This is a genomic window from Spirosoma foliorum (assembly GCF_014117325.1).
In the GTDB taxonomy this organism is placed as follows: Bacteria; Bacteroidota; Bacteroidia; order Cytophagales; family Spirosomataceae; genus Spirosoma; species Spirosoma foliorum.
In genome coordinates this window covers 4,419,307-4,437,823 of sequence record NZ_CP059732.1, presented here as the reverse complement: position 1 = coordinate 4,437,823, position 18,517 = coordinate 4,419,307, and the positions used below count along the sequence as shown (strand labels likewise).

General features: G+C 46.6%; 13 protein-coding genes and 1 pseudogene. 13 read left to right on the top strand and 1 reads right to left on the bottom strand.

Annotation, left to right across the window (positions count from 1 at the left end; all coding sequences use genetic code 11):
• Positions 1 to 82 precede the first annotated feature (82 nt).
• From H3H32_RS18895 to H3H32_RS18870, 6 genes are all read left to right on the top strand, one after another.
• Entirely contained in the window at positions 83 to 343 is a 261-nt protein-coding gene (locus tag H3H32_RS18895) for a hypothetical protein (RefSeq protein ID WP_240543407.1), read from the top strand.
• A gap of 114 nt (positions 344 to 457) precedes the next feature.
• Entirely contained in the window at positions 458 to 1,045 is a 588-nt protein-coding gene (locus H3H32_RS18890; protein ID WP_182457138.1) for an RNA polymerase sigma factor, read from the top strand.
• Positions 1,046 to 1,143: 98 nt separating this feature from the next.
• On the top strand, positions 1,144 to 2,157 hold the full coding sequence (locus tag H3H32_RS18885; RefSeq protein ID WP_182457137.1) for a S1C family serine protease: 1,014 nt from the start codon (positions 1,144 to 1,146) through the stop codon (positions 2,155 to 2,157).
• A 102-nt stretch (positions 2,158 to 2,259) separates the two neighbouring features.
• Positions 2,260 to 2,541, top strand: a complete 282-nt coding sequence (locus H3H32_RS18880; protein ID WP_182457136.1) for a hypothetical protein — start codon at positions 2,260 to 2,262, stop codon at positions 2,539 to 2,541.
• A 130-nt stretch (positions 2,542 to 2,671) separates the two neighbouring features.
• Positions 2,672 to 2,920, top strand: a complete 249-nt coding sequence (moaD, locus tag H3H32_RS18875; protein WP_182457135.1) for a molybdopterin converting factor subunit 1 — start codon at positions 2,672 to 2,674, stop codon at positions 2,918 to 2,920.
• An 83-nt stretch (positions 2,921 to 3,003) separates the two neighbouring features.
• On the top strand, positions 3,004 to 3,414 hold the full coding sequence (locus H3H32_RS18870) for a molybdenum cofactor biosynthesis protein MoaE (protein WP_182457134.1): 411 nt from the start codon (positions 3,004 to 3,006) through the stop codon (positions 3,412 to 3,414).
• A 67-nt stretch (positions 3,415 to 3,481) separates the two neighbouring features.
• Here H3H32_RS18870 and H3H32_RS18865 read toward each other — a convergent pair whose 3' ends face one another.
• Positions 3,482 to 4,600 carry an endonuclease/exonuclease/phosphatase family protein gene (locus tag H3H32_RS18865; protein ID WP_182457133.1) on the bottom strand — a complete coding sequence of 373 codons (1,119 nt, stop codon included), beginning with the start codon at positions 4,598 to 4,600 and terminating at the stop codon, positions 3,482 to 3,484.
• Between the two features lie 190 nt (positions 4,601 to 4,790).
• Here H3H32_RS18865 and rimP point away from each other — a divergent pair, with 190 nt between their 5' ends.
• The 7 genes and pseudogenes from rimP (at position 4,791) to H3H32_RS18830 (ending at position 18,244) form a co-directional block, all read left to right on the top strand.
• Positions 4,791 to 5,303 carry a ribosome maturation factor RimP gene (gene rimP / locus H3H32_RS18860; protein ID WP_182457132.1) on the top strand — a complete coding sequence of 171 codons (513 nt, stop codon included), beginning with the start codon at positions 4,791 to 4,793 and terminating at the stop codon, positions 5,301 to 5,303.
• Positions 5,304 to 5,406: 103 nt separating this feature from the next.
• The gene (gene nusA / locus H3H32_RS18855) at positions 5,407 to 6,651 is read left to right on the top strand and encodes a transcription termination factor NusA (RefSeq protein WP_182457131.1); all 1,245 of its coding nucleotides are present in this window, start codon (positions 5,407 to 5,409) and stop codon (positions 6,649 to 6,651) included.
• 163 nt (positions 6,652 to 6,814) lie between these two features.
• Complete coding sequence (infB, locus tag H3H32_RS18850) at positions 6,815 to 10,240, top strand: translation initiation factor IF-2 (protein WP_182457130.1); 3,426 nt, start codon at positions 6,815 to 6,817, stop codon at positions 10,238 to 10,240.
• A 366-nt stretch (positions 10,241 to 10,606) separates the two neighbouring features.
• The gene (locus H3H32_RS18845) at positions 10,607 to 11,479 is read left to right on the top strand and encodes a metallophosphoesterase (RefSeq protein WP_240543816.1); all 873 of its coding nucleotides are present in this window, start codon (positions 10,607 to 10,609) and stop codon (positions 11,477 to 11,479) included.
• A 171-nt stretch (positions 11,480 to 11,650) separates the two neighbouring features.
• Positions 11,651 to 13,748, top strand: a pseudogene (locus tag H3H32_RS18840) (BatA domain-containing protein).
• 138 nt (positions 13,749 to 13,886) lie between these two features.
• The gene (locus tag H3H32_RS18835; RefSeq protein ID WP_182464191.1) at positions 13,887 to 14,411 is read left to right on the top strand and encodes a hypothetical protein; all 525 of its coding nucleotides are present in this window, start codon (positions 13,887 to 13,889) and stop codon (positions 14,409 to 14,411) included.
• 398 nt (positions 14,412 to 14,809) lie between these two features.
• Complete coding sequence (locus H3H32_RS18830) at positions 14,810 to 18,244, top strand: CheR family methyltransferase (protein WP_182464190.1); 3,435 nt, start codon at positions 14,810 to 14,812, stop codon at positions 18,242 to 18,244.
• Positions 18,245 to 18,517: the final 273 nt, after the last annotated feature.

The window sequence follows — 18,517 nt, the reverse complement described above, 5'->3', positions numbered from 1 at the left end:
GCAGGAAGGAGCTTGAAGCATTGAACCTGAAACAATAAAAAAGCCTCCTGACGAATCAAGAGGCTCTTATATCGTTATAGCGGTGTCGGCAAAATTTACCGGCAGTTGTGCCTTAGCAAAAAATTACTTCGCGCTATCAGCAGACATCGTCGAAGCAGAATCCGTAGCCATCGTCGAATCCGTAGCCATCGTCGAAGAAGAATCTGTCGTCGCGGTGGTGGTCGTTTCGGTGGTTTCGGTCTTTTTCGAGCTGCAAGACGTAGCCAGGGCGATCATAGCCATGAAAAAGAAGGCGGATTTCGTGATTGCTTTCATAGTTTTGGAAATGTTTTCGTTTAAGTGATTACTGATTAATGTCAGTGTTAATACTCCATAGAGAAAAAGGTAACCCAATATTTTTTAAATTTTTTTTGGGTTACGTTTCAGCCACTTTTGTATTAAGTAATGACTCGACTCAATGAAGGAAGGTAGGCAGCCCATATTAACGGATGAGGAGTTGCTTACGGGTTTAGCCAGTGGCTCCGACAGCGCCTTGACGCAGTTATACCGCCGGTACTTTCCGATGGTACTTCACTTTGTAACCAGTAACAATGGGAGCGAAGATGATGCCAAGGATATTTACCAGGAGTCGTTAATTGTGCTGTATGAGAAGGTGAGAAGTGGTTCGTTGGAGTTGCATTGCCAATTGAAAACCTACTTGTATTCGATAGGCAGACGGTTGTGGCTCAAACAGCTGGCTCAGCGAAATCGATTTGTCGTGCGTGATGTGGAAACTCCGGTTTCGAATGAACTGGCAGTCGACAACCTGAACGATGATCTGGCTGATCATGAAGAGCGTGATCGGCAATTTGACCTGATGGCTGACTCACTCGACCGGCTTGGTGAGCCTTGTCGGACGTTATTAGATGATTTTTACATCCAGCATCTGAGTATGCAGGAGATTACCGAAAAGTTTGGCTATACCAATGCCGATAACGCCAAGACGCAGAAGTATAAATGCCTGATGCGCCTGAAGCGACTCTTCTTTTCGGAGTACAAACAGTGAAAGTTATATAGTTATGAAGTCATGTAGTTGTAGAGTGTGGCTCCAATGGAAAAACTATATACCTTTTCAACATTATAACTCTACAACTCTTTACAGAGATGAACGAGGAAAAAGACATTGAGAACGCGCTCCGGGCTTATGGCGAACGAATTCGGTTCAAGCAACGGTTAGCGAAAATTCAGGCCGGAGTTGATATGAACGCGATGCGCCGTGAAGCTGATGCTTATCAGTCTGAAGCGGAGCAGCCTGGAAAAGTTCGTAATATGTGGCATGCTTACCGTACCACATTGGCAGTAGCCGCATCGGCCGCTATTATAACTACGTTCGGCTCAATTTTCCTATATCGTTCCTATCAGCAAAGCCATCAGCAAGAACAACAATATAGTCAGTTAAGTAAAGAGATTCAGGCAGTTAAATCATATCAGCGTAAAATGCAGAGTGATTTGAATGGCCGGGGGCGTGGCTTGAGCATTAATCCGGCCCAAGTATCGGGTTCGGGCTTTTTACTAACTGGCGATGGGTATTTTGTAACGAACAATCACATTGTTCGGGATGCCGACTCGGTTTATGTGCAAAGCACCAAAGGTGAGGTGTATAAAGCTCGCGTAGTTTACACCGATAAAACGCACGACCTGGCATTTTTACAACTTTGCGACGATAGTGCATTTCGTACTCTTCCGCCTGTTCCTTATGGTTTCGAGGTTCGCCCTTCTGACCTTGGCGAACGCGTTTATACACTAGGGTATCCGCGCGAAGAAATCGTTTATGGCGAAGGTTATCTGAGTTCTGGCACAGGTTATCGGGGCGATTCGACGGCCTATCAGGTTGCTATTGGGGTGAACCCAGGTAACTCAGGAGGCCCGTTGTTAGACGAACAGGGAAATGTTATTGGCATTATCAGCGGTAAACAAACTACGTCGGAGGGTGTGAGTTTTGCGGTAAAAACCAATTTCCTGCTCGAAGCCCTGAACAATATTCCCCCAGATTCGCTGAGAGGTCAGCCGCTGCGCCTGAACAAGAAAAATACGTTAGCGAAGCTGCCCCGAAAAAAGCAAATTAAGCGGATGCAGGATTACGTATATCAGGTTAAAGTGTTCAAACACAAGGAGTAAGATACGAGGAGGGCCGAACTTCATACTGCGGAAGTTTTTGCCCCCTTAAACATTTGACTCGTTCAGGGTGTTGTTGAGAACGAAACTAGTTACTCAACGACCATGAAAAAGATAATGATGCTGGCTTTTACGCTAGTTCTTTCAACAGCAGTTTTATTCGCTCAGGATACAAAAGAAAAAGCGAAAGAAGCCGCCCATCAGGCAAAAGAAACGACTAAAGCAACGGGTAAGAAAATAGGACGGGAGGCTGATAAAGCAGGCGATAAAGTCTCAAAAGCAGCTAAAAATACCAAAGAAGACGTAAAAGAGGGAACCGACAAAGCCCTCGATAAGGCTGATCGGAAAATGAAGAAGGCCGAAAAGAAGATGAACGATTCGAAATAAACATCGATTCTACATTACAAAGGTGCCACTAGCTAAAAATAGTGGCACCTTTTTTATTGGACCAAGGCGAACTTCAATCAACCGTTGTAGCGTTCTCTATTTAGCTTTATTATTGAGTTGTCATTAATCTATGGATTTACCTGTTTCAGTACTTTTATTCGGCATAACCCGCGATTTAACGGGACAGTCGGCTATTTCGATTTCTCTAAACCAGGATGCTCAGGTTCGTGATCTACTGAGTCAGTTGCATCAACAATTTCCTGCTTTAGCTGGTATTCGCTCGTTGTTAGTGGCTGTCAATGGAGAATATGCTGAGCCTGATCAGTTATTGAATCGGAACGACGAAATTGCGCTGATCCCCCCCGTTAGTGGAGGGTAGATCAATGGATAATCCAGAAGGCATGCTGTTGTCTGTTCCGCACAGGAGCCTTAACTGTCCATTACACATTTTCCATTATTTCCATGATTACGATTACTGCTGATCCTATTGATGTTGCTGCAGCTATGGTCTATTTACAATCAGATCAGGCAGGCGCAATTGATTTATTTCTAGGTGTTGTTCGCGATAATACACAGGAGCGCCCGGTCGATCGGCTTGAGTATGAAGCCTACGATCGCATGGCCATTACTGAAATGGAGAAGATTGCTGATGCCGCTCAACAACGCTGGCCCATTCTACGCTATGCCATTATCCATCGCAAAGGCACGTTGAAAATTGGTGAAATGGCTGTTTTAATCGGTGTATCGACGGCGCATCGGGCTGATGCCTTTGAGGCTTGTCGTTATATTATTGATACCATCAAACAAACCGTACCCATCTGGAAAAAAGAAGTATTTCTTGATGGAGAAGAGTGGGTGAATGCACACCCGTAAATGATGTATGAAGTAGGATGTATGATCTATAAAACACCGCCATATATCATACGTCCTACTTCATACATCATTTCACTAAGTACGTTCCCACAATAGGATAATGATCGGAGTACTTGATGTAGTTGATCGTTTCGAAATTTAAAACGGGTAATTTCGGATCGTGGAATTGATTGTCGATTCGTATAAAACCGGGTAGGCGATTATAACTAAAGCCAAACCCTCGGCCTGCCTCTTCGAAGGCATTGGGTAGTATCCGATGCAGTCGTTCGTAGACCACACTATAAGGGGTATCGTTATAGTCGCCGGTTACAATAACGGGATATGGACTGTTCTTTATATATTCTTCAACCTTACGAACTTCTTCGTTTCGGTCGATAAACCCGGTCCGGAGTGCGCTCAATACGCCCCTGGTTTCATGCTGCACCCCTTTTATTTGTTTTTGACGCAACACCTTACCCACCCGAATCCCCATTGAATGTAAATGCACATTGATGATGCGAATGGTATCATTACCCACTTTTACATCAGCCCAAACCACACCGTTATGCATCTCGAATAATTCGCGCCCAGACTCGATAATAGGGTAAATAGAAAAGATGGCGACCCCAATATCACCATTGGCTACATGAGCCAGTTCTGGATATAAAAAAGCAGAATAAGAATAGCCCGCTTTCTGAAACCGCCCAACAATGTCGTAATCGGGTAGATTGGTTGATGAATAAAATTCCTGAAAACACTTAATGGGCGCATCGTAGCGTACTATATAATTAAGGGTGCGTCGAATACGGGGCGAACTCTGCGGTAGCCCTATGTACTCCATCTCGCCAAAAGACTGCACATTATAGCTGAATACTTTCAGGGTAGTTCCTTGGTTAGCTGATTCAGCAGGCTGGTGCCAGACGAAGGTTCGGGAGCCGAATAATAAAATGCCAATCAGTAACGTAATGCCAGATAGCCAACTTCGCCAGGGACGTGTGGGAAGCCACAGAAAAACAGTGATAAAGTTTAGAAACCAGGCAACGGGTATTGAAATCATGAGCATACCTGCCAGCCAGTGTTCGGTTTGTAGGCTATACAGTAGCCAATAGGCCAGGCAGGTGTACAATGCCAGAAGCAGGTTAAGCGACCATAACAGCGACCGAAAAAAAAAGGCTATGAGTTTCCCGACTTGCATTCTTATTGCCATACTGTCGTCTTTGCGCAAGACAGATACCTTGTAAAAAATCAAAAATAAGCTATAATGACTGGAATGCACAGAGCTGGTCCAAATTGAGAGCTTGCTATGCACGCAGAAACATATTATCTTTGTGGCACAAAAACCATATGGCATTGATCAAAAAAGGGAGTCGCACTCCCTTTTTTGTTAGCCTTACCTTATGGACGACAAAGCAAAAATAACCGAATTACTTCAGCCTTATCTGAATAACGACCAACTTTACATCGTTGATGTACAGGTAGTTGGGCGCCAGGGTGGTCGCATTAAAGTGACGATTTTGTTAGATAGTGATGCTGGTATTACCATCGATGAGTGTGCCAATATCAGCCGCAAGCTGGGTACACAAATGGATGAAATGAATTTTTTTGGTGAAGCCCCGTTTACACTCGAAGTTTCATCACCGGGCGTCGACTATCCACTAACATTTCCGCGGCAGTTTGTTCGTAATGTTGGGCGGCAGTTACTTGTTACGCTTAATGAAGGAACTACCCGAAAAGGTAAGCTGGAATCCGTTGCCGACGATCATATCGTGCTGGATATAGAACCCGAAAAGAAGTCGAAGAGTAAAAAGAAAAAGGATGCTGATTTAACTACCGAGGCACCACCAGTTGGCCCAACGCCAATTGCATTCGGGGAGATAAAAAAAGCGAATGTAGAAGTATCATTTAAATAGTTTGAAGTTTGTTGTTTGAAGTTCGTAGTTGACAAATACACGAAGCATCTGTCAACTACGAACTTCAAACAACAAACTTCAAACGACAAACTACGAATAGAAAATGACCAGTGGACTATTAATCGAATCGTTTGCTGATTTCGCTCGGTCGAAAAATATTGATCGGCCCACCATGATCGCCATACTGGAAGAAGTCTTCCGGACAATGATTCGGAAAAAGTATGGTACTGACGAGAATTTCGATGTGATCATCAATGCTGAAAGTGGCGACCTGGAAATGTGGCGTACACGCGAAATCGTAGATGATGACTCCGAAGATATTTGGGATTATGACAAAATACCTCTCGCCGAAGCGCGTAAAATTCAGGATGACTTTGAAGTAGGCGAACAGGTTGCTGAAGAAGTAAAACTGGAAGATTTCGGCCGTCGGGTAGTTCAAACTGCCCGCCAGACGCTTATACAGAAGATAAAGGACATGGAAAAAGAGCTCCTTTATCAGAAGTATAAAGATCAGGTAGGTGATTTGGTTGGTGCTGAAGTCTATCAATTACTGAAGCACGAAATCATTCTGGTTGATTCCGAAAGTAACGAGTTGAGTTTGCCCCGCACAGAGCAAATTCCAAAAGATCGCTATCGTAAAGGTGAAGCCGTGAAAGCGGTGATTAGCCGGGTAGAGATGATCAACGGAACACCCAAAATTGTGTTGTCGCGGACGTCGCCCGTATTTTTAGAGCGTTTGTTTGAAATTGAGGTGCCCGAAATTTATGACGGTCTGATTTCAATTCGCAAAATTGTTCGGGAGCCAGGCGAACGGGCAAAAGTAGCTGTTGAATCGTATGACGATCGGATTGACCCTGTAGGTGCCTGCGTAGGTATGAAGGGTTCCCGGATTCATGGCATTGTCCGTGAGTTAGGCAACGAAAACATCGACGTGATCAATTACACCGAAAATCTCGAACTGCTGATTAGTCGGGCACTTAGCCCAGCTAAAATTAGCACGATGCAGATTGACCGGGACACCAAGCGTGTATCCGTATTCCTGAAACCGGATCAGGTTTCGTTGGCAATTGGTAAGGGTGGTCAGAACATCAAACTGGCTGGCCGACTGGTTGATATGGAAATCGATGTATTCCGCGACAATGAAGGCCAGGAAGACGATGAGGATGTCGATCTGATGGAATTCTCCGATGAAATCGACGAGTGGATGATCAACGAACTTCGCAAAGTAGGTCTCGACACAGCCAAGAGTGTACTGGCGCTTAGCAAAGAAGAACTTGTTCGCCGAACCGATTTGGAAGAAGATACTGTTGAAGAAATTGTGAATATTTTGAAACAGGAGTTTGAGTAAAAATTAATGTATAATGAATAATGTAAAATGGATAATTGGTCTGTAAGGCATTATCAATTTTGCATTATTCATTATACATTATCAAAGTGCGGGATTTTTATTGTGGTAAGTGGTGTTCATAAGATACCAACAACCATTAAATTTGCGGAATATAGACCGAAGTATGGCAGAAGAAAAGTCAATGCGCCTAAGCCAAGTGGCAAAAATTCTCAACAAGGGGTTATCCTCTGTTGCGGGTAGTCTGTCTGCCAAGGGGTTTAAGGTTGAAATTAATCCTAACACCAAAATCAACATGGAACAGTTGGAGGTGTTAGCGAAGGAGTATAAATCAACGGAACTCCTGAACGGAGCTCGCCGGGCCGAACCGCCGGTTGCGGTCGCCGAGCCACCGCGTTCAAAGGAGGAGGATGTCGTTTTGTACCGTCGTGATGACGCGAGACGTCCAATTGTCGAAAACAAACCAGAATCAGCTCCGGCTGAAGTACCTACAACGGCTCCAGTAGAGTCGAAACCAATCGTACAAACTGCTCAGACCGGTTTGCCAGGATTGAAAGTTGTGGGTAAAATTGATTTGAATGCCAAACCAGCAGGAGTTACTTCCTCTGTGCCGCAAGCAAAAGTGACGCCACCACAGGAGGTGAAACCAGTTGAAACCCCGAAACCAACAGTTGCCCCGGTTACACCGACACCTGTCGCAACGGAAACGCCTAAACCAGCAGTGGTGCAACCACCAGTTGCCCCTGTCGTTAAGCCAGAGGTAGAAGCCGTAAAACCTGTAGTGCCAGCACCGGTTGCGCCTGTTGAGGTGAAGCCAGCACCGGTTGCACCTGTTCAGGTAGCAGCACCAGCTCCGGTCGAAACCCCTGTAGTTCCTAAAGAGGTTCCAGCACCGCCAGTAGCTGTTGTTGAGCCAAAGGTAATTGAGACTCCGGCGCCCAAAGTTGAAGCGCCGAAGCCTGCTGTTACCCCTGAGGTACAAAAGCCTGCTGCTCGGACTGAAGCGCCGAAGCCAGCAGAGGTCAAACCAAAACCAGAAACACCACAGGCAAAACCGGCTGATAACGAAGAGGAAGCCCCAACGGAAACCATTCGAGCGGCTGGTAGCCATCAACTTGGTGGGCTGAAAATTCTTGGCAAGATTGAATTGCCTGTTAACAACCCACGTCAAGGGGGTGGTAACAGCAACGCCGATAAGAAAAAACGTAAACGGATTCGTGGTGGTCGTGAAGGTGCTGTTGGTAGCACAGCACAGCCAGGCCAAGGTGGTGGTCAACAAGGTCAGGGCGGTAACAACCGGAATGACCGTGGTCCGCGTGAAGGCGACCGTGGCCCAGCCAATCGTACCCCTGGTGATCGTCCGCAAGGTGATCGTAATCAGACGGGCGGCAACACCGCACCGCGTGACGGAAATCGTCAGCAAGGTCAAGGCCAGGGCGCTCCACGTGAAGGGGATCGTAACCAGGCTGCTGGCAACCGTAACAACGGGGGCGGTGGTCAGAATCAGAATGCAAACACCGCTAATCGGGGTGGAGGTCAAGCTGGTGCTGGCAACAATACCAACAATAATAATCGCTCAGGCGGTGGCGGTAATAACGCCAATCGGGGTGGAACTGGCCAGGGCCAAAACCGAAGTGGCGGAGGTAACAACGCTAACCGAGGTGGTGGAAATCGCCGTGAAGCACCAACACAAGCCGATGTTCGGAAGGCGATTCAGCAAACCAACGCCCGGATGCAGGGCAATACGCCTAACCGTGGTGCCGACCGCCGACGTGATCGTCGGAGCCAGCGCGAAGAGGATCGTCGTTTGTTGAATGAGCAGGAGGAACTGGAAGCAAAAATCCTGAAAGTAACTGAGTTCGTCTCGGCAAATGATTTGGCATCGCTGATGGATGTGTCGATCAACGAAGTTATCTCGGTTTGTTTGAACCTTGGTATGTTCGTTTCGATCAACCAGCGTCTGGATGCAGAAGCCATTACGGTTATCGCCGATGAGTTTGGTTATGACGTTCAATTTATATCAGCTGAAGACGAAACCGAAGCCGGTATTGATGTTGAAGCTGATGAGCCAGATGACTTACAACCTCGTGCGCCAATTGTAACCATCATGGGTCACGTTGACCACGGTAAAACATCGTTACTTGACTACATCCGTCGCGCTAAAGTAGCGGCTGGTGAAGCGGGAGGGATTACGCAGCACATTGGTGCTTATAGCGTGAAAACCAGCGACGACCGGATGATTACATTCTTAGATACACCGGGTCACGAAGCCTTTACGGCCATGCGTGCTCGGGGAGCTAAAGTAACGGACGTTGTTATTATTGTGATTGCTGCCGATGATAGCATCATGCCACAAACGCGTGAAGCAATCAACCACGCCCAAGTTGCTGGTGTACCTATTGTATTTGCTTTCTCGAAAGTAGATAAACCAGGTGCCGATGCTGAAAAAATTCGAGCTGAGCTGGCTTCTATGAACATGCTCGTTGAAGAATGGGGTGGTAAATATCAGGCACAGGAAATTTCGTCGAAATCTGGTTTGGGTGTCGATGACCTTCTGGAGAAAGTTCTGCTCGAAGCCGAGCTTCTTGAACTGAAAGCTAACCCAAGTCGTCGGGCACTCGGTACAGTTATCGAAGCCTCGCTCGACAAAGGTCGGGGATATGTATCGACTGTATTGGTTGAAAACGGTACGCTACGCCAAGGTGATATTATGCTCGTAGGAGCGCACTATGGCCGCATTCGGGCAATGACCAACGATCGGGGTGAGCGGATTAAAGAAGCTGGCCCATCAACACCGGTTCAGATTCTGGGTCTTCCAGGTGCACCACAGGCGGGCGATAAGTTCAACATAATGGAAACGGACCGCGAGGCCCGCGAAATTGCGAACAAACGGGAGCAACTCCTGCGTGAGCAAACCCTACGGACGCGCAAGCACATTACGCTCGAAGAGATTGGTCGCCGGAAAGCGATTGGTACCTTTAAAGAACTGAACGTGATTGTGAAAGGTGACGTGGATGGTTCGGTCGAAGCGCTGTCAGATTCGCTGCTTCAACTTTCTACGGAAGAGGTTCAAGTGAACATCATCCACAAGGCGGTTGGTCAGATTTCTGAATCAGACGTACTGCTGGCCTCTGCATCCGATGCGGTTATCGTTGGCTTCCAGGTACGTCCATCATCAAGTGCCCGTCGTTTGGCTGAGCAGGAGCAGATCGAAATTCGTCTCTACTCAATTATCTACGACGCCATCAACGAGGTGCGCGATGCCATGGAAGGCTTACTGGCGCCAACTGTTGAAGAAGTGATCGTTGGTAATATTGAAGTTCGTGAGGTATTTAAGATTAGTAAAATCGGTACAGTAGCTGGTTGTTACGTAACAGAAGGAAATATCAAGCGAAACAATAAGATTCGAATTATCCGCGACTTTATCGTTATCCATACGGGCGAAATCAGTGCACTGAAACGCTTTAAGGAAGATGTTAGTGATGTGAAGTTCGGCTACGAATGTGGTTTGAGCATCAAAAACTTCAATGACATCGAAGTGGGTGATGTAATCGAAAGCTTCGAACTGAAAGAAGTAAAACGTACGCTATAATCGGAACCGGGATTTATGTGATTTGACTGACCGACCTTGATTTTAGCCTTCGGCTTTTTATGAAAGCAAAATCATAAAAAATCAAAGTCGGTCAATCAAATCACATAAATCCCGGTTCAGAAACCAGCCCCAACTGAAAACCAGTTGGGGCTTTTTTGTGCCTTTCTCGCCCTGAAAAGATTGACTCTCCTTTCGCTAACTGATAGATAAGTAAGTAGTTCTATCGCATGGCATTTCCTACATGGTCCTAATTTAGCTCAGCAACCGAGGCTGCATTCGAGTGAAAACCTCAACAAAAGCACTACTTCATATCAAAAAACTATAATTGGTTTATTTTTTTTAGTTTGATCAGCATTCTGGCTTATCTTGAAGAAGGATTGTGGGATGGGCTCGCCTGGCGCGAACACGCTTCGGTTTTTGGCTGGTTTCAGATACTTCCGCGTAGGTGCTGGCGATGGTAGTACCCTTACTCGCGCTTCCGCAAATGACCCATTATGTGCTGGATGGTTTTATCTGGTGGAGAAAAGATTGTTCATGAAATTTCTGATCATAAGCGACCTACATGGACGGACAGTCTGGAAGGAAGCTGATTTTACCCGTTACGACCAGATCATTTTTCTGGGCGATTATACAGATAGTTATATTGTTGACGATGAGATAATTTACTCGAATCTGAATGATATTATTCAATTAAAACAGTCGAACCCCGACAAGTTTGTCCTGCTAATTGGCAATCATGATGCGCAGTACCTGCATTTTCCCAGCTATCGCTGCTCAGGGTTTCGGGCGTGGGCGCAACCGGCTTTGACTGATTTATTTGACAAACACTATCACCTCTTTCAAATGGCCTATCAGCACGGAACGTATTTGTTTACGCATGCAGGTATTACGAATCAATGGCTGATGCGGTTTCTGACAAAAATCGGCAATGAAGCGCTTATGATCACACCGGGCTATTATCTGGCCGGATTATTGAATGAAGTTTATGGTGAGCCGTCTCCGCTTCGGAATCTGCTGTTTGAGGTTAGCGCCAGACGTGGCGGCCATGATCCATTTAGTGGACCAATTTGGGCCGATCGATCGGAGACTAAATTCGATTATTTAGCTGGTTTTCATCAGGTTGTCGGACATACGCCGATCGATGATTTTATGACAATAGGGAATGAGCAAGGGTCAATAACGTATACCGATGTACTACAAACCAAAACTGCGTTTTACGAAATCACAATCCCTGACTAACTTAGGCACTAAAGAAACGAAAGGGCCATACAAGGTCGTTAACTATAAAATACTCAGTTACGTGCACTGCGTAGCGATATAATGATCATTATCAGTTATTCGTTGTTTCGAAGATGCTTAATGCTCAAAAGTTACGAAGGACAATGAACTAACTTTTCCTATTCAGCCTGAATGAATTTCCTTTATCCTTCCTTCTTGTTTGGCCTGCTGGCCGTTTCGGTGCCGATTGCCATTCACCTGTTTAATTTCCGTCGGACACGGCGGGTGTTTTTCTCGAATGTTGCCCTGCTCCGGAGCGTTCAGACCGAAACCAAATCGTTTCGTAGGTTAAAGCACTGGCTCATTCTGGCGTGTCGTTGTTTGTTCCTGACGTGCCTGGTTCTGGCTTTTGCCCAGCCATTTATTCCGAGCAAGAATAAGCTGGGTTTGTCGCGGCAAGGGGTTACAAGCCTATATGTCGATAACTCATTCAGTATGCAGAATGAGCGCAATACGAAACGCTACTTAGATATTGCTACCAGTAAGCTAGACGAACTCCTAACGTTATTTCGTAATGCGACCTCGCTTCAATTATTGACCGAACGATTTCTCGGCCGCCGAGCAACAGGCTGGCACGGCTGAGTCGGTTCGGGATCGGGTTACGGCTATTCGCTTTGCCCATACTCCGCGTGCCCTCGAAACCGTTTACAAACGGCAGCGTAATTTGCTGAGTTCGCTTAATCCCGGTGGTCGCAATCAACTATTCTGGTTCTCCGATTTTCAGAAAAGTACCGCTGGCGATTTATCCAGGCTGAAAATTGATACAACCGACCGGCTATTTATTGTACCGCTGGATGCGCAGGCGACCAAGAATGTGTATGTTGATTCGGTCTGGCTTAGTACGCCGTTTATTCGCGAAATGCAGAACAACAGCATTAACGTGAAATTGAATAACGCAGGACGGGAGAATGTGAAGAACCTGCCCATACGACTGTACCTGGATGATACACAAACGTCTACCGCGTCGGCTGTGCTGGCACCGGGCGGTTCGGCAACCGTTTCGCTTAATTTCAATGTAACGTCAAAAGGATACCACCGGGGGCGGATTGTATTTGAAGATTATCCAATCACTTTCGACAACCAGTACTTTTTTGTGATTGAAGCGTCTCCAGCTGTTCGGGTGCTGCATTTATATGAGCAGCAGGCGGCTCCGGCAGGCCGACCAACGGGTTATATCGATGCGGTGTATTCGAACGATAGTTTGTTTGTGCGTCGGAGCTTCAATGCCCAGAATTTTGATGTTGGTCAGTTAAAAGAAACGGATTTGGTGCTACTGGAAGGCGTTGCCGATATAAATGGTACGCTTCGAACCGAGCTGGAACGCTTTGTAAAACAGGGCGGCAGCTTAGCCATTATTCCGCCTGCTATACCGAATGCGACTTCGTATGAACCATTTTTAAGGGCGTTAGGCATCGGAAGTGTTCAGGTGATGGCGGCTGCGGGAGCTACTCCAACTCCTGTACCCATTGCTGATCCTGATCGACGCACGCCGTACTTTCGCGATGTGTTTCAGCAGAGTTTCCAATCTGAACCCCTGAATATGCCGACTGCCGCCCCCGTGTGGCGATGGAGTGCGGGTGAGCGCTTGTTGACCTTACGCGATGGGAACCCATTGTTGACTCAGTCCAGAGTAGGGGGAGCAACGCCGGGGAACGTTTACATGTTCGCTAGTCCACTGATATCATCTTACGGTAACCTGGCCGAACACGCGCTGTTTGTGCCAGTTATGTATAAAATGGCGGCTCTAAGCGTGCGTGCCCAACGAACAGCTTATTCTTTTGATGATAATCTGATTACAATTCCGGTGAGCAATCCATCCGAACGCTCCGTGTATAAACTGAAACGGGACAAACTGGAGATCATTCCGGTACAGCGAGTGGTGGGTAACCAGCTTTTGCTCGAAATGCCGAAAAGTAACGAATTGGCAGCTGGCCAGGACGTGGAAGCAGGCTACTATGAGTTACTGAACAGCGAAGGGAAAACCGAGCGTTTGCTGGCTTTTAATCACGGCAATGAGGAATCGGCTATGGATTTTTATTCGGCCGATGAGTTGCGTAAGGCTTTTGCCAACCAACCCAATGTAGAAGTGTTCGACAGCATTCAGGATGGCGATTTTGTGCAGGTTCTGGAGCAGGAAAATCTAGGCAAAAGCCTGTGGAAGTATTTCCTTTTGGCGGCATTGGCCTTTCTGCTGGTCGAAGCGGGCTTGGTACGATTTATGAAAGGGTAACCCTTATCCGGGAGTTCGATATGGCCCTTTGCGAAGTTCTAAAAACTTTTGAAGCGCTAAACGGTTGCTTGTTCAGGTGCACTTTCCTGAACAGCTCTCTTCGGGCCTTATTCATGGTTGCCACTAAACCGTTTTGTCATGATTCTATCTTTTGTCGCTATTGATAAACAGGAAAAACGTCGAGACTTCTGGTGCCAGTTACCTGAACTAGAGGTTGCTCTGGATGTGTTGAGTTCGATTACATTGAAAGGAGAGACCATTATTAATGCGCAAATTATTGATGAAGAGGGCAGAATTGAATTGCCTCCCGAAGTCTTTGACGGTCAACCGTTCTCCGATGCCATCCGCCAGCTGGAGGGCGAATGGGAAGCCATTCTGGACGAGCCTATTGGTGCTGTTGTGCCAGTCAATAACTGGCAAATCGAATTGACCTGTCAACAATTAAAGATTTACGAAGGTCGAATCGCTCAATTCAATGTAGTTGTCAATCAATTAGGACTGCTTCGAGAACGGGCTGAGCAGGTGATTCGGAATGAATCGTGCCGGATTACGCTCATTAATCATTACAATGCACTAATCAATACCTATTGCGAATACATTAATCAGGCAGAGGCTGGCCAGCAGGTAGCGCAGCAAAAACTGGTTAAGTTACAAGGAGCATAGCTCTTCCCCAAAATTGCTCAAACGCCACTTTGTTGTCTCTTCAGGCAACATGCTTCTTTGATTATTCGAATAGAATGACGCTTTCCCAAAACGTCGAATAGCTTCCTCGGGAGATTCTTCACCGACTTTCGTTGCTTCTGTCACAAGCTAACTTGTGGTATAGGTATAAGCCCTATGATACCGATGCTGGACGGTAGGGAAAGAGGTTCTAAATGCTTGATAGAGAGAGTATAAAAAATCGTTTAGTGGATAGGTTCCACCGGCCAATGCTCCACGAACTACGCGATCTCTTTTGCCATCTTGGTCGTAAACTATACCTTTATAGAAAAACGATTACTCAACGTATCCCAATCCTTTAACTGCCTTACTGCTTCTTAAGTTAAGGGAGCTTACCCTATATGGCAAAAAAGAATAGTACCCTTAACCCTCCTGATTCAACGACTCCATCTCCTCTTGTTCCCATTGTTGCTATCGGTGCATCTGCTGGTGGGCAGGAAGCCATTTTAGAATTACTGGTGCATCTATCGCCTACTACCGGGCTCGCCTACGTTTATATTCAGCACCTGGACTCAACTCAGGAAAACCACCTGGTCGACAGGTTGGGCCAGGCTACGGCAATGCCCGTTCGAGAAGCGCAACACCGGATGCAGGTAGAGCCTAATCATCTTTACGTTATTCCACCCAATCAGGGTATGGAAGTTCTGGATGGGGCTCTGACCTTATTGCCGATTCAGGCCCGTTCGGGTATTCATATGCCAATCGATCAGTTTTTTCTGTCATTGGCTGAGCGGCAGAAAGAGGGGGCCATCGCAATCGTCTTATCCGGAACGGCATCTGACGGAACCCTGGGGCTTCGAGCGATCAAATCGGCCGGGGGAATTACGTTTGCTCAGGACGAGTCGGCGTTGTTTCAGAGCATGCCGCGATCAGCAATTGTTGAAGGCGTGGTAGATCGAGTTCTACCACCTGCCGATATCGCACATGAACTGGAACGACTAAGCCAGCAAACGTCCGTTTTTCGGCAGACAACCTTACCGGAAACGGTAGAACCCGAAACAAGTGAATCGTTGCTAATTGATATGAGCAAAGAGTCCGCCGAAGACCTGAAAGTCATTATTCAATTGCTACGTCGGGCTACGGGTGTTGATTTTAGCCATTATAAAATGACGACCATCCGGCGTCGTATTATCCGGCGGGTCTTACTCTATAAGTTAGACTCTCTACACCAGTACGCCGACTACCTGCGGCACCATCTGGATGAAGCTTCTTTGCTATATGATGACCTTCTCATTAATGTGACCAGCTTCTTTCGCGACCCCGAAACAATGGATTACATCCAGAAGGTGTTACTGCCTCAACTACTCCGCGATAAGCCCGCGCAGGAGCCAATACGTGTATGGGTGCCCGCCTGTTCAACAGGGCAGGAGGCTTACTCACTGGCCATGCTTTTGCTGGAGGTACTTGGCGATCGAGCTTTAAACCGGACTATTCAGCTGTTTGCCACGGATTTAAGCGAGTCGGCGGTGGCCAAAGCTAGGCTCGGGAGTTATACACGGGGCGAAATGATGGACGTATCGCCCTCGCGTTTACAGCGCTTTTTTACGAAAGTAGATGACCACTACCGAATCAATAAATCGGTGCGGGATCTCTGTGTTTTTGCGCCCCACAATCTTCTGAAAGATCCACCATTTTCGCGGCTGGATCTGATTAGCTGCCGAAATCTGCTCATTTATCTGGACAGTACATTACAGCGCAAAGCCATCACGACGTTTCACTATGCATTGAATGCCAATGGCTATCTGGTTCTTGGAAAATCGGAGGCAGTAGGTAATTCAGCACCATTATTTTCACAGCTGGAAAAAAACTATAAAGTTTTCTCGCGCAAAAATGATGTCGATAGCCGGGCGACGTTTAATAAGTTCCCCCGGCAACTGGATGGCGATTCAGGCTTTTATCGTCAGTCGGCATATGCTAAAATGCCAGGCTTGACCGATAACTCAGTTAACGACCGATCCATACCAGCCCATTCCGTTTCTGATCTGGATAAAGTAGTTGATAACTTACTACTTAGCCAGTACGTACCGGCCAGCGTTGTTGTGAATCAGGATCTGGAAATCTTGCAGTTCCGAGGCTCAACGGGTTTATTTCTCGAGCCTGCTCCCGGAAAAGCCAGCCTGAATTTGATTAAGATGGCCCGTCCATCATTGGTATTTGAACTACGGAACGTTGTGCACAAAGCCCAAAAATCGGGCGAGCCTGCGCGCAAGACCGGATTGGAAATTCGGATAAAAACCAAGATTCATTATGTTGCTATTGAGGCTGTTCCGTTGGATACTGCCTCCGAAGAGCGGCTTTTTCTGGTCATCTTTGAAGAGGTTGAGCCTCCCGTTGTACCCATCAACCGATCGGCCGACGCCCGTAATCGGCGGATTAAAGAGTTAGAGAACGAACTGGCTAATCTTCGGGAGGATATGCGCTCTATTATTGAAGAACAGGAGGCCAGTAATGAGGAATTACAATCGGCTAATGAGGAAATCATCAGCAGCAATGAAGAGTTGCAAAGCATCAATGAAGAACTCGAAAGCAGTAAAGAAGAAATCGAGTCGACAAACGAGGAACTGCTGACGATAAACCAGGAGTTGCAGGTGCGGAATGACCAGTTATCGGAAGCTTACCAGTTTGCCGAAGATATATTTGGTACCATCCGTGAGGCTACTTTGGTGCTCGATACCGACTTGCGCGTAAAGAGTGCCAATCCCGCCTTTTATCGATTATTCAAACTAAGCGAGGAAACAACCGCACGGCGACTCATCTACGAACTGGATCATCGGCAATGGGATATTCCCGAATTGCGGCTTATGCTCACCGATGTTGTCACCTCCGACACGCAGTTTCAGGGATTTGAGTTAACCTACTTATCGCCGGAAACAGGCGAGCGAATTCTGTCGCTCAATGCCCGACGCGTCATTCGCCAGCAAGAGTCAATTTTGCTTGCTATTGAAGACATTACCGAACACCGAAAGGCACAAAGTATGCTAGAGGAACGCGAGGAATGGTTTCATCAAATTGCCGATAATGCGCCTACACTAATTTGGGTGACCGATGTTAATGGTCGCTTTATATATCTGAATAAAAGCTGGCTTACCTATACCGGCCGTACGCTAGAGGATGCAATGGGTCAGGGCCTGATTAATAGCCTGCACCCTGACGACCGATCGGGTTATCAGGATAAATATGATGCGTCGGTAAAGGAATTGAAGCCCTTTAATTCAGAATTCCGTTTACGTCGGCACGATGGCGACTACCATTGGATGCTTGAAAATGCGCAACCGATGTTTGATCGGGAGAAAGCATTTATCGGATATATTGGCAGTTCGATTGACATTCAGCTTCAAAAAGAAACGACCCAAGAGATTAATAAACAGATTAAGGAGCGTACGCACGAATTATCGCAGGCCAACGAATTGTTGCGTGTTGCGCTCAGTACAAGCATGGCCGGGCTGGGCAAGTGGGATCAGGAAAGCCAGGCTACTAGTTGGGATGAGCGAGGTAAAGAAATTATTGGGTTTGCCGATGATGCGGAAATGAAGTCGGAGAGTGGCTGGCTTAATCGGATTCACCCTGACGATCGCGAACGAGTGACGGCCTATGGTATGGAATGCATAACCAAAAACCGAGACTTTCGAATGGAGTACCGGGTAGTCCATCAGGATGGAGGCATTCATTATGTACTTGGCTCTGGTCGAATGACGCAGGATACACATAACAACCCGGCTATTTTGATTAGTATCGTAATGGATGTGAGCGACTTGAGGCAGAGTTTAGGGAAATAGGCGGGCTAGATAATTATTATTAGTTATATGTTGGAAGATAAAGTAGCCAATTAAAGAGAAGAATAGAGCACATGAGTCTAGAAAATTGGCCCATTAAATAAAATTACGTATATAGTTTACCATGTTCAGCCATTTCTGACGCAGAACAGCTGAGATTCTCTAGTTTTTTGTATTTTGCTAACAAAATCAGGTCACTGATTGGCCAGATTGTATAAATATTCCCTGACCTTTTCTTTGTGCCAGCCTGAGAGGGCGAGACTAGTAGGACTCGCC